The sequence below is a fragment of the Dokdonia sp. MED134 genome (assembly GCF_000152925.2).
Taxonomy (GTDB): Bacteria; Bacteroidota; Bacteroidia; order Flavobacteriales; family Flavobacteriaceae; genus Dokdonia.
In genome coordinates, this window is record NZ_CP009301.1 from 2,736,778 (window position 1) to 2,754,637 (window position 17,860).

The following is a 17,860-nucleotide window of genomic DNA, read 5'->3' on the forward strand; positions in this document are numbered from 1 at the left end:
AGTAATTTTATTCGTATGCTGTAAATAGAACAATTACAGATTCATCTAGTATGTCATTTTGTACTGCTGCCGAACCTGTCGTGCCTAGTGTGTACGTTACATTAAGATTAAATCCATTTGCTGTAAAGCTTGCCATAGATGCAGAGATAACACCTAGATTATTTCCGTTATTGTTAGTATATCTTAAGCCTATGCACTGTGTATTATTAGCATATCTAGATATGTTATTTATAGAGCTACCACTTCCGCCAGAAAATATAACCGCCTGTGCAATAGGGCTACCTGCACGTGCAAATCCATTCATTGCTCCAAACGTGTTTTCTAGTAAACCAGTATTATTTGCTCCTAGCGCATTGTCATCATTAACGTTAAACGAACCTATGTTAGGATGTGCCTTAAAAGTAACCTGCGACGGTTGGAATGGAATGCCGACAATAGCCTGAGTATATGTCCCAGTAGTGGTAAGTGTTGTATTATCTATTATAAAAAAACCAGTATATGTACCTGATGGCCCTACTGGTCCTTGTGGTCCTGTTGCTCCATCTGCACCTGCTGGTCCAGCCGGTCCTTGTGGTCCTGTTGCTCCGTCTGCACCTGCGGGACCTGCTGGTCCTGTTGCTCCATCTGCACCTGCGGGACCTACTGGTCCTTGTGGTCCTGTTGCTCCGTCTGCACCTGCGGGACCTGCTGGTCCTTGTGGTCCTGTTGCTCCGTCTGCACCTGCGGGTCCTTGTGGTCCTGTTGCTCCGTCTGCACCTGCAGGTCCTGCAGGTCCTTGAGGTCCCGTTGCTCCGTCTGTACCTGCAGGTCCAGCCGGTCCTTGAGGTCCTGTTGCTCCGTCTGCTCCTTTAGGTCCTACTGGTCCTTGTGGTCCTGTTGCTCCATCTGCCCCTGCCGGACCTGTTGGTCCTTGTGGTCCTGTTGCTCCGTCTGCTCCTGCCGGTCCTATTGGCCCTTGTGGTCCTGTTGCTCCGTCTGCTCCTGCCGGACCTATTGGTCCTTGTGGTCCTGTTGCTCCGTCTGCTCCTGCCGGTCCTACTGGTCCTTGCGGTCCTGTTGCTCCATCTGCTCCTGCGGGTCCTGTTGGTCCTTGCGGTCCTGTTGCTCCGTCTGCTCCTGCGGGTCCTTGTGGCCCTTGAGCTCCATCTGCACCTGCCGGTCCAGCTGGTCCTTGAGGACCAACAATACCTACAGTTACAGGAATGTTATTTTCATTTGTATATGTAGCAGTTCCATTGCCATTATCTACGAGTGTAGTAACAGTTTCAGAAACGTCAACTTCAGTCAGTATTGCCAAAAATCCTGAGGCCGTATATTCAAATATGCGGTTTACATCTGTATTATAGACTAACATTCCTATTTCTAGATCTGCTGGGTCATAAGCGTCTATTTCTGACTGTGATGCTTTCTGCACATTTATTAAATATGCGGGGTCTGTGGTTTGCGCTTTCGCGAAAGCGATAACAGAGATAAAAAGAATAAATAATATTTTTTTCATAATAGGGGTAGGGGATTAAAATCCTGGAATGGTTAATACTGTAAACATAAATTCTGAGTTGAAGAATGCACGGTCAGAACCACCATTGTCATTATCTCCAATGTTAACTGTAAATCCAGCTCCAGATTGTGCCGAGTATGATATACCTGGATCATCATTTCCTGCGCCTGCTCTTCCTGGCTGGCTTAACTGAATGATATAATTTGCATTAGGTAGTGCAGTGGTAAATGTTACTCTGTACGTTCCTGTACCTGTATTTACTACAGTAGCATTAAAAAGTGCTCCACCACCAGCAGCACCTACTTTTCCTACTGAATAAACCGTAGGTGCGACTGCCATAAATGCTCCACCATCTGTTCCGACAGAGAGTGCATTGTCTGCATCTGCACTTACAACTTGAGCGGTAAAAGGATTACCGGCTTCATCAGTATAAGTAATTTCTCCTGTTGCTGTAGCATCTGTGGCAGTAGGGGTGTCGTCTTGTACAAAAGTTGTAACTGTTTCTGCTGCGGCATCTGCCCATTCTGTGCCTGTTGCAGTAGCTGTTAGTACTTGCCCTGCTGTTCCAGGTAAATCATTTTCGTCAAGTACAGGCCCGTCAAGGTCTAAAGTTTCATTAATTGTTACTGTTGTTGCGTTACTAGTCTCATCAATATTGATTGCTTCTATTCCTCCAACGGTTAATCCAATTTCATCTGCCGCAGGACTGTACATTCCTGTATTTGTGTCATCTGTAAATCTATACGCTGGTTCGCCAGCATTACCATCAGAATTTAAAAAACCTGCAGAACGAATAGCTCCCGTTACTTGTAGCTTGTTATCTGGTGTATTAGTACCAACTCCCAATCTATTATTTGCAGCATCCCAAAATAATTGGTCATTATCTTCAGTAGGGGTTTCGTCTGCTCCTGCAAAGAAAATAGAACCTTCAGTTCCTGTATGTTCTAGTGAACTTAAATCTACTGGGTTTGGAGTGCCAGTTTCATCTATAAACTCTAACTCGTTTGTAGTATCGTCAAAGGTTAGTGAAGTAACTGTCTCTTCAATAGCAAAAGGAGTTGCACCTTCATTATTATATGTTCCAATAAGATTTGTATTTGTAGCAGTGTTTAAATCTGTAACATCTGTTACTGTTTCCTCTGCAGATACATCTACAAATAGTGCTCCGTCTGCTCCTGCTGTGATGTTGTTATCAGCATCTGCTGATATCAGGTTTACATTATCATTGGTGCCATCTTCCTTTGCGTAGGTAAGTTCTCCTGTTGCAATAGCTAGTGCTGTTACAGTCTCGTTGATATTTACAGCATCTCCGTTTTCATTATTGTATACTGCGATAGCGTTTCCATCTGCATCTAATACATTCTGGGTAGCGGTAGTAATGGTCTCATTGATATTTACAGCATCTCCGTTTTCATTGTTGTATACTGCGATTGCATTTCCATCTGCATCTAATACATTCTGCGTAGCAGTAGTAATGGTCTCATTGATATTTACAGCATCTCCGTTTTCATTGTTATAGACTGCGATTGCATTTCCATCTGCATCTAATACATTCTGCGTAGCAGTAGTAATGGTCTCATTGATATTTACAGCATCTCCGTTTTCATTGTTATAGACTGCGATAGCGTTTCCATCTGCATCTAATACATTCTGGGTAGCGGTAGTGATGGTCTCATTGATATTTACAGCATCTCCGTTTTCATTGTTGTATACTGCGATTGCATTTCCATCTGCATCTAATACATTCTGGGTAGCAGTAGTGATGGTCTCATTGATATTTACAGCATCTCCGTTTTCATTATTGTATACTGCGATTGCATTTCCATCTGCATCTAATACATTCTGGGTAGCAGTAGTGATGGTCTCATTGATATTTACAGCATCTCCGTTTTCATTGTTATAGACTGCGATAGCGTTTCCATCTGCATCTAATACATTCTGGGTAGCAGTAGTAATGGTCTCATTGATATTTACAGCATCTCCGTTTTCATTGTTATAGACAGCGATTGCATTTCCATCTGCATCTAATACATTCTGCGTAGCAGTAGTAATGGTCTCATTGATATTTACAGCATCTCCGTTTTCATTATTGTATACTGCGATAGCGTTTCCATCTGCATCTAATACATTCTGCGTAGCAGTAGTAATGGTCTCATTGATATTTACAGCATCTCCGTTTTCATTGTTGTATACTGCGATAGCGTTTCCATCTGCATCTAATACATTCTGCGTAGCAGTAGTAATGGTCTCATTGATATTTACAGCATCTCCGTTTTCATTGTTATAGACAGCGATTGCATTTCCATCTGCATCTAATACATTCTGGGTAGCAGTAGTAATGGTCTCATTGATATTTACAGCATCTCCGTTTTCATTGTTATAGACTGCGATAGCGTTTCCATCTGCATCTAATACATTCTGCGTAGCAGTAGTAATGGTCTCATTGATATTTACAGCATCTCCGTTTTCATTGTTGTATACTGCGATTGCATTTCCATCTGCATCTAATACATTCTGGGTAGCAGTAGTAATGGTCTCATTGATATTTACAGCATCTCCGTTTTCATTGTTATAGACAGCGATTGCATTTCCATCTGCATCTAATACATTCTGCGTAGCAGTAGTAATGGTCTCATTGATATTTACAGCATCTCCGTTTTCATTATTGTATACTGCGATAGCGTTTCCATCTGCATCTAATACATTCTGCGTAGCAGTAGTAATGGTCTCATTGATATTTACAGCATCTCCGTTTTCATTGTTGTATACTGCGATAGCGTTTCCATCTGCATCTAATACATTCTGCGTAGCAGTAGTAATGGTCTCATTGATATTTACAGCATCTCCGTTTTCATTGTTATAGACAGCGATTGCATTTCCATCTGCATCTAATACATTCTGGGTAGCAGTAGTAATGGTCTCATTGATATTTACAGCATCTCCGTTTTCATTGTTATAGACTGCGATAGCGTTTCCATCTGCATCTAATACATTCTGCGTAGCAGTAGTAATGGTCTCATTGATATTTACAGCATCTCCGTTTTCATTGTTATAGACAGCGATTGCATTTCCATCTGCATCTAATACATTCTGCGTAGCAGTAGTAATGGTCTCATTGATATTTACAGCATCTCCGTTTTCATTATTGTATACTGCGATAGCGTTTCCATCTGCATCTAATACATTCTGCGTAGCAGTAGTAATGGTCTCATTGATATTTACAGCATCTCCGTTTTCATTGTTGTATACTGCGATAGCGTTTCCATCTGCATCTAATACATTCTGCGTAGCAGTAGTAATGGTCTCATTGATATTTACAGCATCTCCGTTTTCATTGTTATAGACAGCGATTGCATTTCCATCTGCATCTAATACATTCTGGGTAGCAGTAGTAATGGTCTCATTGATATTTACAGCATCTCCGTTTTCATTGTTATAGACTGCGATAGCGTTTCCATCTGCATCTAATACATTCTGCGTAGCAGTAGTAATGGTCTCATTGATATTTACAGCATCTCCGTTTTCATTGTTGTATACTGCGATTGCATTTCCATCTGCATCTAATACATTCTGGGTAGCAGTAGTAATGGTCTCATTGATATTTACAGCATCTCCGTTTTCATTGTTGTATACTGCGATAGCGTTTCCATCTGCATCTAATACATTCTGGGTAGCAGTAGTGATGGTCTCATTGATATTTACAGCATCTCCGTTTTCATTGTTGTATACTGCGATAGCGTTTCCATCTGCATCTAATACATTCTGCGTAGCGGTTGTGATGGTTTCATCAATTTCAACTTCTGTTCCATCTGCATTTGTTACTGTAGCAATTAAGTTGCCTGCAATTACATCTGAGATTGCTACACCATTTGTATCGATGATAACATCAGAACCATCATTGTTTGTGAATGTGTACGTTCCGTCTGAGTTATCTGTAATGTCAGCTTTAGCTACAGTGATTGTTGCACCTGTTTCATTGGTGAATGTTACGTTTCCGTCAGTTTCATCAGAGATCGTAGTAACTGTTTCTGCAATTGTAAAAGCTGTTGCGTCTTCAGCGTTATAGGTAGCAATGGTGTTTGTAACTGCCGCTGCATTTAAGTCTGTAACGTCTGTTACTGTCTCCTCAATAATTTGATCGTTTCCTTCCTCATCTGTGTAGGTTGCAATTGTTTTCACGGAAGTGGCAGTGTTATCATCAGAAATTGAAGTTATAGTTTCTTCAATGTTAGAAATAGTGCCATCGGCTTTTGTTATGGTAGCTATTACTTGTCCGTCATTCACATCAGCAATCACAATACCATTTGTGTTAATGGTAACGTCAGACCCATCATTATTAGTAAATGTGTAAGTTCCGTTTCCATTATCTGTGATATCTGACTTAGCTACTGTTTGTGGATCTCCATTTTCATCTGTATAGGTAATTAAACCATCCATTGCATCGGCAAATGTTGTTACGGTTTCATTAATATCTGTTGCATTTCCTGCCGCGTCAGTAACCGTTACAATTGTATTGCCTGCTACAGTATTTGTGATATTAAAGCCGTTGGTATCAATTACTGTGGTTATTCCTGTTTCATCGGTATAACCATAAGTTCCATTGCCATTATCAACTAGCGTTGATACAGAAGTATCTGCGATGGTCGTTGTTGTTCCGCTTGCGTCTGTGAAGTCATATGTTCCGTCACCGTTATCTACTAGAGCTACTGTTCCTGCTGCTGCGTTGATTTCATCAATTGCGTCTTGCACGTTTGTTGCTGCTAATCCAGATGTTGTATTGTCATAAGGATTTGCAGAAGCGTTTGTGTCGATTACTTGTGTTGCTCCTGTTTCATCTGTGTAGGTGTATGTTCCGTCTGCGTTGTCAACGAGTGTAGAGATAGATGTATCTGCGATGGTCGTTGTTGTTCCGCTTGCGTCTGTGAAATCATATGTTCCGTCACCGTTATCTACTAGCGCTACGGTACCTGCTGCTGCGTTGATTTCATCAATAGCATCTTGCACATTTGTTGCTGCTAGCCCTGACGTCGTGTTGTCATAAGGATTTGCAGAAGCATTTGTGTCGATTACTTGTGTTGCTCCTGTTTCATCTGTGTATGTGTATGTTCCGTCTGCGTTGTCAACGAGTGTAGAGATAGATGTATCTGCGATGGTCGTTGTTGTTCCGCTTGCGTCTGTGAAATCATACGTTCCGTCTCCATTATCTACTAGCGCTACTGTTCCTGCCGCTGCGTTGATTTCATCAATTGCGTCTTGCACGTTTGTTGCTGCTAATCCAGATGTTGTATTGTCATAAGGATTTGCAGAAGCGTTTGTGTCGATTACTTGTGTTGCTCCTGTTTCATCTGTGTAGGTGTATGTTCCGTCTGCGTTGTCAACGAGTGTAGAGATAGATGTATCTGCGATGGTCGTTGTTGTTCCGCTTGCGTCTGTGAAATCATATGTTCCGTCACCGTTATCTACTAGCGCTACTGTTCCTGCCGCTGCGTTGATTTCATCAATAGCATCTTGAACGTTTGTTGCTACAAGTCCTGACGTTGAATTGTCATATGGATTTGCAGAAGCGTTTGTGTCGATTACTTGTGTTGCTCCCGTCTCATCTGTGTAGGTGTATGTTCCGTCTGCGTTGTCAACGAGTGTCGAGATAGAAGTATCTGCGATGGTCGTTGTTGTTCCGCTTGCGTCTGTGAAGTCATACGTTCCGTCACCGTTATCTACTAGAGCTACTGTTCCTGCAGCTGCGTTTATTTCGTCTATAGCGTCTTGCACATTTGTTGCTACGAGTCCTGAAGTCGTGTTGTCATAAGGATTTGCAGAAGCATTTGTGTCGATTATTTGTGTTGCTCCTGTTTCATCTGTGTATGTGTATGTTCCATCTGCGTTATCAACGAGTGTTGAGATCGAAGTATCTGCGATGGTCGTTGTTGTTCCGCTTGCGTCTGTGAAATCATATGTTCCGTCGCCATTATCTACAAGTGCTACTGTTCCTGCTGCTGCGTTTATTTCGTCTATAGCGTCTTGCACATTTGTTGCTACGAGTCCTGACGTCGTGTTGTCATAAGGATTTGCAGAAGCATTTGTGTCGATTACTTGTGTTGCTCCTGTTTCATCTGTGTATGTGTATGTTCCGTCTGCGTTGTCTACGAGTGTCGAGATAGAAGTATCTGCGATAGTCGTTGTTGTTCCGCTTGCGTCTGTGAAGTCATACGTTCCGTCACCGTTATCTACTAGAGCTACTGTTCCTGCAGCTGCGTTTATTTCGTCTATAGCGTCTTGCACATTTGTTGCTACGAGTCCTGAAGTCGTGTTGTCATAAGGGTTTGCAGAAGCATTTGTGTCTATTACCTGTGTTGCTCCTGTTTCATCTGTGTAGGTATATGTTCCGTCTGCGTTGTCTACGAGTGTCGAGATAGAAGTATCTGCGATGGTCGTTGTTGTTCCGCTTGCGTCTGTGAAGTCATACGTTCCGTCTCCATTATCTACTAGCGCTACTGTTCCTGCCGCTGCGTTGATTTCATCAATAGCATCTTGAACATTTGTTGCTGCTAATCCAGATGTTGTATTGTCATAAGGATTTGCAGAAGCATTTGTGTCGATTACTTGTGTTGCTCCTGTTTCATCTGTGTAGGTATATGTTCCATCTGCATTATCAACGAGTGTTGAGATAGAAGTATCTGCGATAGTCGTTGTTGTTCCGCTTGCGTCTGTGAAATCATACGTTCCGTCTCCATTATCTACAAGTGCTACTGTTCCTGCTGCTGCGTTTATTTCGTCTATAGCGTCTTGCACATTTGTTGCTACGAGTCCTGAAGTCGTGTTGTCATATGGATTTGCAGAAGCATTTGTGTCGATTATTTGTGTTGCTCCTGTTTCATCTGTGTATGTGTATGTTCCGTCTGCGTTGTCTACGAGTGTCGAGATAGAAGTATCTGCGATGGTCGTTGTTGTTCCGCTTGCGTCTGTGAAATCATATGTTCCGTCACCGTTATCTACAAGTGCTACTGTTCCTGCTGCTGCATTTATTTCGTCTATAGCGTCTTGCACATTTGTTGCTACGAGTCCTGAAGTCGTGTTGTCATAAGGATTTGCAGAAGCATTTGTGTCGATTATTTGTGTTGCTCCTGTTTCATCTGTGTATGTGTATGTTCCATCTGCGTTATCAACGAGTGTTGAGATCGAAGTATCTGCGATGGTTGTTGTATTTCCTAAAACATCTGTGAAAGTATATGTGCCGTCATTATTATCTGTAAGCGTTACGTTTACGGAGTTTATTTGGTTTAAGATTTCATCTATAGCATCTTGAACATTTGTAGATACTAATCCAGATGTCGAATTGTCATACGGATTTGCAGAAGCGTTTGTGTCTATATTTTGTGTTGCTCCTGTTTCATCTGTATATGTATATGTTCCGTCTCCATTGTCTACTAGTGTAGATATTGAGGTGTCAGAAATAGTTATAGTAGTGCCACTTGCATCTGTAAATTGATAAGTCCCATCGCCATTATCTATTAGACCTACCGTACCTATAGCAGCGTTTATTTCTTCGATAGCATCTTGAACATTTGTAGAAAGTAAACCTGTCCCTGTATTATCAAAACTATTACCCTCAGCTGAAATGTCTATAATTTGCGTTGCTCCTGTTTCGTCTGTATATGTGTATGTTCCGTCTCCATTATCTACTAAAGTAGAGATTGAAGTATCTGCGATGGTTGTGGTTGTTCCGCTTGCGTCTGTAAAAACGTAAGTACCGTCTCCGTTATCTACAAGTGCTACTGTTCCTGCTGCGGCATTAATTTCGTCTATAGCGTCTTGCACATTTGTCGCAACAAGCCCTGATGTTGTGTTATCATAAGGATTTGAAGATGCCTGAGTGTTTATGATTTGTGAATTGCCATTTGCATCTGTATAGGTGTATGTGCCATCGCCGTTATCAACTATCATAGAGGTCATCTGGCATAAACTTAGCCAGTTAGATCCATCATATTGATAAAAACAGCTCTCATCTGTATTAAAAACAAGCCCTCCAGCAAGAGGAGAGATACTGTTCATCTGAGAAGTGCTAACTCTTGTTGCAACAAGAACCTTGTTTGTGCTCTCGAGCTCTAGGAGTGATGACGCGTTAATTGTGTTTGGATTATCACCTACCTTAACCTGACCTATTGCAGATATTGATAGTATGAGAAAACTTGTAAGGGTGAGTAGTTTTTTCATTTGAGGGAACATAATTTTATTATATTTCATTGTCGCGAAATTTACGCATTTACTTGTACAAATTTTGTTAAAAATACATACGTAGTACATAGCTTATTAGTTCTAATTTAGAATAAAATTTATTCTAGGCTTAAAGTTAAAATTAGGGTTCTGTAAATCAGTAGGTTTCAGACGAAATGCGATTTTATATCGATGAAATACAGTATTTTTAAAAATGTTGTGTGTGAATATTTTTTAATTTTTTCCTTGTGTATCGTTTAAAAAGATTTATTTTTGCCTCGCTTTAATATTTAGGCTTGTCAGAAGAAGCCTTTTGTTAATTACCTTTTGAAGAGCAATCTTCAATAAATGCGGGAGTAGCTCAGTTGGTAGAGCGTCAGCCTTCCAAGCTGAATGTCGCCAGTTCGAACCTGGTCTCCCGCTCAAAAAAAAGCCCTGTAGAGATACAGGGCTTTTTTTATTTTATTTCGCGAAAGCGTAATCTATAATTCAATTGCAGACAAAGACTCAATCTCATAAGGCTCTTTATCTTGTTTGAATACTCGAGCTGTATGGTCACCCTGTAATGTGATTTGTTTGCCCTTTACTCGTATCCAGCTTCCTTCTCGTATTCCTAACACTGGGACTGTATTGTAAATGTGGTATTCTTTAATACGTGTCTCTCGGGTCTCACCCATATGCGTAGAGTCTGTATCTGGATCTAGGTAGTGTGGGTTTACATTAAAAGGTAAAACTCCCAATGTTTTAAAACTTGGCGGGTAGGCAATGGGCATATCATTTGTAGTTTGCATAGTGAGACCGCAAAGATTACTTCCAGCACTTGTGCCTAGATAGGGGGTTCCGTTTAAGATTACATCTCTAAGCGTATGCATTACATCTATTTTGTATAGCTGGTTAACTAGAACAAACGTATTTCCTCCGCCAGTAAATATGCCTTGGGCAACCTTTAGGGCTTCTGTTGCGTCTTTATAAGTATGAAGGCCTCTTACAGAGATATTAATTTTTGAGAAAGCTTTTTGAGCAATAGCGGTATAGTCATCGTGAGTGATGCCGCCAGGTCTAGCATACGGTATAAATATAATCTCAGTTACATTATGAAATAACTTTTTGAGTTCTGGAAGGAGATACTCTAAATAAGTGCCCCCGTAAATAGTAGAGGTGCTTGCGGCGATAATATTTTTTGGCATATCAATTCTTTATTCAAAAATACAAACTAGAGCAAGTAAAAGTGAATTAACAAAACATTAAACCTAAAGCGTAAAGAGCTGACCTATTTTTACAACACACATAAAACAGTATACTATCGCGAGACATTACATCTATATAATTCCCATATTGTTATGTATGAGTAGTTTACTCACTGCTCAAAATAGCTTAATGTTAGAAGGTAAAATTCTTAATGATAGTATTGAGGTTGCTTCCATAACAGTTGTAAATATTAATATGCGCGCGGGTACTGTTACTAATCTAGATGGGGTTTTTGAAATACCAGTGAGAGTTAATGACACGCTTAATATAAGTGCTGTGCAGTATGAGAGTAAGCGCATAATTATTACACCAGTTATATATAAACGTAAGAAGCTCTCTTTGTATCTTGTGCCTAAGCTTAATGAGCTAGATGAAGTGGTGATAAGTAATGTAGACCTTACAGGAGATATAACTAAGGATCTCAAGGCAGTGCCACTTAAGAGGTTTATCTCGCCGTCATCTTTAGGTATACCAGAAAATGCAAAACCTACGATGACAGTAGAAGAGCGTAGAGTTTATAGTGCTACCGCAGGGGCTGGTCCACTAGGCTCCCTTATAAACGCCATAAGCGGGCGTACCAAAATGCTAAAAAAGCATTTAAAAATTTCAAAATTTAAGATGATGGTTGAGCAAAATCATCAAACATTTTCTGATAGTACATATATGAAGTCTTTAAATATACCAGAAGACCTTATAGAAGATTTTGTATACTATGTTTTTGAAGATAAAAAAGCCGTACGTTTATCAAATCAAGGCGACACAATGGCTATCTTAGATTTAATGTTACAAAAATCTACCGCATATTTGAAACGTAAGGAGTCTGAGGGCGTCTTACCTAATAAATCTACTAACGATGATTAAGTATATAAACTTCTGTTTGTTTTTTTTAATTTCCACAGTGTTATATTCTCAAGATGTAATAATGCTAGAGGGTCAAGTTCTTAATGATACTATAGATAAGGCAAATCTTACCGTGGTAAATATGACATTAAGAACAGGGACGATAACCTCACAAAACGGAAAATTTGTTATTAAGGCGAGGCTTAATGATACCATAAATGTGAGCGCAGTCCAATATGAGCCTAGACAGTTTGTGGTAAATAATACGATGTTCAATAGAGGTAAAATCACCTTGTATTTAATACCAAAAATTACAGAGCTTGATCAAGTAACGATAAGTAATATAGATCTCACTGGTGATATAACAAAAGATGTGGGTACTACAGAATATGAGATAAAAATCACACCTACAGACTTAGGTATACCAGAAAACACAGCCCCGCCGCGCACGGTAGAAGAGCGTCGCTATTATACAGCTGTAACCAGTGGGGGAGGCATCCCGCTAGATGGACTCATAAACTCAATCACTGGCAGATTAAAAATGCTCAAAAAACATATTGAAATATCAAGGTTTGAAAAACTAGTGCAAGAAAGTAGGCACAGCTTCTCAGATAGTGTGTATATGAATGAGCTAGCTATAAATAAAGAATCTATAGAAGATTTTGTGTATTATACCTTTGAAGACCCAAAGGCAAAAGAGCTCGTAGATACAGATAACGTCTTGGGACTGCTTGAGTTTATGATGAAAAAGTCAGAAGACTATAGAAAACTTGTACCTCAAGATTAACTACTGGCACATTTATTGAAAATTTTATAGTACGCTTTCGCGAAAGCGTAAACCCATTATCTAAATTCATTATGAGAAAAGTTCTTTTACTATTTATAATCGCTCCATTGCTTATGGGAGCCTCATTACATAAGTATTACCTCAGTGTTACGGATGTAGTGTACGACGAGCAAGAAAAATCCATACAAATGATATCGCGGTTATTTTATGATGATCTTGAAGCAGTGCTGCAAGAGCGTTATGATGAAACCATTGTAGTAGATGCAACCGCAAATCAAGAAAAACTGGACCTTTATCTAAATAAATACCTTCAAAAAAAGCTCATAATAACCGTAAATGGAGAAAAAAGACAGCTCCAGTTTTTAGGCAAGGAGTATGAAGACGATTATGTGGTTTGCTATGTAGAAATCACAGATATTGAGCTAATTAAAACATTTGAGATAGATAATGAGCTACTTATGGATTTGTTTCCAGACCAAAAAAATATGGTGCATACTACTATAGGAAAGAACAAGAAAAGTTTTCTGCTTACTGCGGGAAATGCTAAAGGGTTGTTAAAATTTTAAAAATTATCCCAAAACACTGGTAAGGATGGCTATTTTTAGAGCTAAAACTAATTCAACACACTTATGATTCGTTATTCGTATATGCTGCTCGCAGCATTTTTACTTCTAGGCACAAGCGCTTTTGCTCAAGAAGAACAAACAGAAGAGCGTGCAATGGGGCACGAAAACACAAACAGGTTTAGACAACTTTACAATGAAATGTCTACACCTAACCAGTACAGAACAGCCTCTGGAGCGCCAGGTCACGCTTACTACCAGAATAATGCAGATTACAAAATGCAAATAGAACTTAATGATGATACACACATCATTAATGGGTTTGAAACAATTACGTACACAAATAACTCTCCAGACGATCTTGAGTATCTGTGGGTACAACTTGATCAAAACGTAAGAGAGAAAGATTCACCTGCCAAAGAGAAAAATGGTGGAGGAGTTGGAGCTGTATCGCAGCCAGGTTCTTTTGTGGGATCATATATGAAAAGTGAGCCTTTTGACGGAGGTTTTAAAATACAAGAAGTAAAGTCTAACGGTCGTAACCTTAACCACACGATTAACTGGACGATGATGCGCATAGATATGCCACAGCCTCTTAAAGCTGGCGAGTCTTACACATTTTCTATAAAGTGGAACTATCTTATACCAGAACACACGGTAGATCGTGCTAGATCTGGTTATGAAACTTATAAAGACGGTAATAAAGGATATATCATTGCACAGTTCTTCCCAAGAATGGCAGTATATAATGATGTAGAAGGATGGCAGAACTACCAGTTCTGGGGTAACGGAGAGTTTGCATTACCTTTTGGAGATTATGAAGTAGATATTACAGTACCAAAAGATCACTTACTTGATGGTACAGGCGAGATTGTAAACCTAAAAGATGTTTACAGTAAAGAAGAAATGAAGAGATGGGAGCAGGCAAAAAAATCTTATGATAAGCCTGTTATCATCCGTACTCAAGCAGAGGCAGAAAAAATGGCCGCTGGAAAAATGAAAGCAACACAAACGTGGAAGCTTAGAGCAAAAAACGTGCGTGACTTTGCATTTACATCATCACGTCGTTATATAATGGATGCACAGGCAGTAAAGTTTCCAGAGCGTGATGTAATGGCTATTTCTATCTACCCACCAGAAGGAAATCCATTATGGGAGGAGTACTCTACAAAAGCAATTGTACAAACATTAGATACCTACTCAAAGTATACTTTTAACTACCCTTACCCAAAGGCTATTTCTGTACACGCAAAGGGTCAAGGTATGGAGTACCCTATGATATGCTGGAACTATGGTCGTCCTAATGAAGATGGAACGTACAGTGACAGAACAAAATTTGGTATGATCTCAGTAATTATACACGAGGTAGGTCATAACTACTTCCCTATGATTGTAAACAGTGACGAGCGCCAGTGGGGATGGATGGATGAAGGTCTAGATACCTTTATGCAATACCTTACAGAGCAAGAGTTTGGTCAAAACTATCCAGAAGCTATAAAAGGAAATGACGCATACCCATCAAGACGAGGAGCACCTTCTAAAATAGTAGGGTATATGAAAGGAAATCAAGAATATATAGCGCCTATTATGTCTAACCCAGAGAACGCTTTTAACCTAGGTGCAAATGCCTATGGTAAGCCAGCAACTGCTCTTAATATCTTAAGAGAGACAGTAATGGGGCACGATCTTTTTGATCACGCGTTTAAAACATATGCACAACGCTGGATGTTTAAACACCCTACACCAGAAGATTTCTTCCGTACGATGGAAGATGCATCTGCAGTAGATCTTGACTGGTTCTGGAGAGGATGGTTTTATAGTACAGAGGCTGTAGATATAGGTCTTAAAGATGTAAAGCAGTACTATGTGACAGATAAAGTAACAGAGGCTGGAAAGGCATTACTAGCTCGTTATGGTATTACAGATCCTAGTCAAATTCAAGCTATTTATGTAGTAGATGAAGATAGCCCAGAATTTACAGAAGATATGAGAGGTAAAGATATGCTAGAAGCATCACCTACCCTTAAAGAATATCTTATGGATAACTTTACTCCAGAAGAGCGCGCAAAGATCAAAACCCCTAAGTTTTTATACAAAGTAGTTTTTGAGAAGCCAGGAGGAATCCCAATGCCTATTATTGTTGAGTATGAATATGCAGATGGATCAAAAAAGAAAGTTACATACCCGGCACAAGTGTGGAGAAAGAATGATGCAGAGGTAAGTAAAGCAATAGCTTCAGATAAGGAAATTGTAAAAATTACAGTAGATCCAGATCTTGAAACTGCAGATATTAATACAGATAACAACAGCTGGCCTAAAGCAAAAAAGCTAGGTAAGTTTGATAAGTTTAAAAACAATGCAAAGGGTAACTAGTAACTAATACCTTTGTCACTATTTATAAAGCCGTTTCTCAATATTGAGAAACGGCTTTTTTATTACATAGACTTCTAAAGTATTAATAGTACAAGTGGCTGTAAACCATCTTAGCTTGTTTTAACAGAGCCTTTATATAGCTCTTTTTAATTGGGCTGTGGTTGCTAAGTTTATTGTGTTACTGTATTTGTAGAGCTTTTACGCTTTCGCGAAAGCGTAATTATAACTATCCAGTAAATAGTTCTTTTTACAGGAGACTAGTCCTTTAAAACTTGTAAGACATTCCAAATTGTGCACCTATATAATATGGTCTAAAGTTACTTAAGTTATTTGCATAAGGATTGAGTTGATATCTAAAAACAGGCTCAACATTAAGACGCCATTTTTCGTTTATATTATAATGGCCACCTAAACCAAAGTTAAATGCTAGACTCAGCCCGTTGAGATTAGTTTCACGACCTACAAATATGGATTGCCCAGAGGCTGCGGTTGCATATATTTCATTATTACTCAGGATTAACAAGCTCAAACCGGGGTTTACACTAAAAGAAACACGTTTATTTATAAATCTATATTGGAAACCTACTGGAACCTCTATGTAAGAAATATTTTGCTCTATAGAGACGATGTCATTTGCATTAAAAAAACTTTGCGCTTCTGGAGAGCTTTCTGTACTACTACCACTATTTAAGTTTGCTAAGTTTATAGCAGAAAGTTCATAGATATTAATATTTCCATCTGTTACAGACACTTGAAAGTTATCTGTTTGATATTTTAATGGAGCATAGCCTATACCTAGTCTAAGGCTACTTTTTTCGCCTAGTGTGTAGTCTACGCGCATACCATATCCTACTGTAGATATAGCATCACGGGGATTGTTTACTAGTCTATCATCTATAGAAGACCCTTTACTCACAGAGCCATAACTTAAAACACTGGTGTATGGTGAGATGGCAATCTCATATTCTGTAGCGTTTCTACGATCTTCGGCACGTTCTTCTTCTGTTTTAGGTAGTTTTATTTTTTTCTTTGCTTTTGTGTTTGAAGTGAGCGCTTTTTGTACAGCCTTGTTAATACTATCTGTCTTTTTCTTAATGATAGCCGCCACTTCTATAGCTGCTTGCTCTTTTTGCTGAGCAATCTCGAGTTCTAATGCCTTCTTGACCTCGGCTTTATACTTTGCAAGAGCCTCTTCATTACCTTTGCTAGTGTAAAGAAGTTGAGGGGTGTGACTTTCGTTACTGCGGTTACTGTTTGAAGTCACAGTAGCACTATTGTTTTTAAGCGCTTCAATTTCTATTAATGAGTAATTGGTTTTGTTACTAGAACTAATAGTATTAATAGTTGGCCTATTTGTAGCTAACCCTGATAGAATTATTGCTGTCTGTGAGTTGTAAGTGGTGTCTTGTTGTATTGTTTGTACTTTATCTTGCTCACCAGTAGTCGCTGTAGTGTTTTTATCTTCTGTAGATTTTGAAGTTGTGGTTAACGCATCTTCTATATTAACGTTATCAGAGTCTTTAATAGTCTCGCTATTTACTAAGCTTTGTTTCTCTTTTTTTACGACTTGCTCTGGTTGAGCAAACCAAAGCAAGCTTAGTGCTCCTATAATAACAGCACTTCCAAAATAATACCAAAATGGCGCTATACGACGGCCTTTAGTCTGGTCAAGTTCTGCGGCAATATTATCCCATAGTCCAGCATCTGGTGATTGCTCTATACCACCTAGACGCTCTTTAAAGAGTTTGCCTATGTCTTTTCTAGTTCCCATTTACTATGGAATTTTTTTGAGCAGCCGTTAAGGCTATTATTCTTTCTTTTAATATTAGTTTGGCTCTGTGCAAATTAGATTTAGATGTGCCTTGGCTTATATTTAAGGCCATTGCAATCTCTTTATGAGTATAGTTATCTAGTTGGTACAGGTTAAATACTAGTCTATATCTATCTGGTAATTCTTGCACCAGCTTGAGTAATGTTTGCAAGGGTATGGCCGTATCATCTTGATCTATAGTCGTGTCCTCTTCTTGAACCTGATGATCATCTATAGACTCTAAATATGGTTTTCTCTTATATCTATCTATTGCTTTATTTATAACAATGCGCTTCATCCATCCTTCAAAAGAGCCTGCATTTTTATAAGTATTAATTTTTGTAAATATGGTTACAAATGAGTCTTGAAGATTATCTTGAGCTTCATCTCTGTTTTTACAATACTTCATACTAAGCGCAAAAAGTCTATCCTTGTATACATTGTACAAAGACTGCTGTGCCTTACGGTCACCCTTTTTACATTTTTTTAAAAGCTTCTCTAGCTCCAAGAGATTTGATGTTAAACAGTGA

Annotated in this window: 9 protein-coding genes and 1 tRNA gene; 5 read left to right on the top strand and 5 right to left on the bottom strand. The window is 39.3% G+C overall.

The window, feature by feature from the left end; translation table 11 throughout:
* Window positions 1-7: 7 nt before the first annotated feature.
* Entirely contained in the window at window positions 8-1,498 is a 1,491-nt protein-coding gene (locus MED134_RS15450) for a hypothetical protein (RefSeq protein WP_084811672.1), read from the bottom strand.
* Between the two features lie 15 nt (window positions 1,499-1,513).
* Window positions 1,514-9,739: an S-layer family protein gene (locus MED134_RS12080; RefSeq protein ID WP_148305671.1), complete on the bottom strand. Its 8,226-nt coding sequence runs from the start codon at window positions 9,737-9,739 to the stop codon at window positions 1,514-1,516.
* Window positions 9,740-10,059: 320 nt separating this feature from the next.
* On the opposite strand from MED134_RS12080, the gene MED134_RS12085 reads away from it, so the two are divergent.
* A tRNA-Gly gene (locus tag MED134_RS12085) sits at window positions 10,060-10,132 on the top strand.
* 59 nt (window positions 10,133-10,191) lie between these two features.
* Here the strand turns inward: MED134_RS12085 and pepE are convergent.
* Complete coding sequence (gene pepE / locus MED134_RS12090; protein WP_038599528.1) at window positions 10,192-10,896, bottom strand: dipeptidase PepE; 705 nt, start codon at window positions 10,894-10,896, stop codon at window positions 10,192-10,194.
* Window positions 10,897-11,053: 157 nt separating this feature from the next.
* Between pepE and MED134_RS12095 the strand changes: the two genes are divergently transcribed.
* The 4 genes from MED134_RS12095 to MED134_RS12110 all read left to right on the top strand — a co-directional run bounded on the left by MED134_RS12095 (window position 11,054) and on the right by MED134_RS12110 (window position 15,520).
* Window positions 11,054-11,818 carry a carboxypeptidase-like regulatory domain-containing protein gene (locus MED134_RS12095; protein WP_084811673.1) on the top strand — a complete coding sequence of 255 codons (765 nt, stop codon included), beginning with the start codon at window positions 11,054-11,056 and terminating at the stop codon, window positions 11,816-11,818.
* Window positions 11,811-12,584 carry a hypothetical protein gene (locus tag MED134_RS12100; protein ID WP_038599534.1) on the top strand — a complete coding sequence of 258 codons (774 nt, stop codon included), beginning with the start codon at window positions 11,811-11,813 and terminating at the stop codon, window positions 12,582-12,584. The genes MED134_RS12095 and MED134_RS12100 overlap by 8 nt, the downstream gene beginning before the upstream one ends.
* A 71-nt stretch (window positions 12,585-12,655) precedes the next feature.
* Window positions 12,656-13,150: a DUF6702 family protein gene (locus tag MED134_RS12105; protein WP_038599537.1), complete on the top strand. Its 495-nt coding sequence runs from the start codon at window positions 12,656-12,658 to the stop codon at window positions 13,148-13,150.
* A gap of 63 nt (window positions 13,151-13,213) precedes the next feature.
* Window positions 13,214-15,520 (top strand): M1 family metallopeptidase, encoded by a 2,307-nt coding sequence (locus MED134_RS12110; protein ID WP_038599540.1) that lies wholly within the window; start codon window positions 13,214-13,216, stop codon window positions 15,518-15,520.
* Window positions 15,521-15,785: 265 nt separating this feature from the next.
* Here the strand turns inward: MED134_RS12110 and MED134_RS12115 are convergent, their stop codons facing one another.
* Both MED134_RS12115 and MED134_RS12120 read right to left on the bottom strand, forming a co-directional pair.
* Window positions 15,786-17,291, bottom strand: a complete 1,506-nt coding sequence (locus tag MED134_RS12115; protein WP_038599543.1) for a PorT family protein — start codon at window positions 17,289-17,291, stop codon at window positions 15,786-15,788.
* Complete coding sequence (locus tag MED134_RS12120) at window positions 17,281-17,838, bottom strand: RNA polymerase sigma factor (RefSeq protein WP_038599546.1); 558 nt, start codon at window positions 17,836-17,838, stop codon at window positions 17,281-17,283. Before MED134_RS12120 ends, MED134_RS12115 begins: the two co-directional genes overlap by 11 nt.
* Window positions 17,839-17,860: the final 22 nt, after the last annotated feature.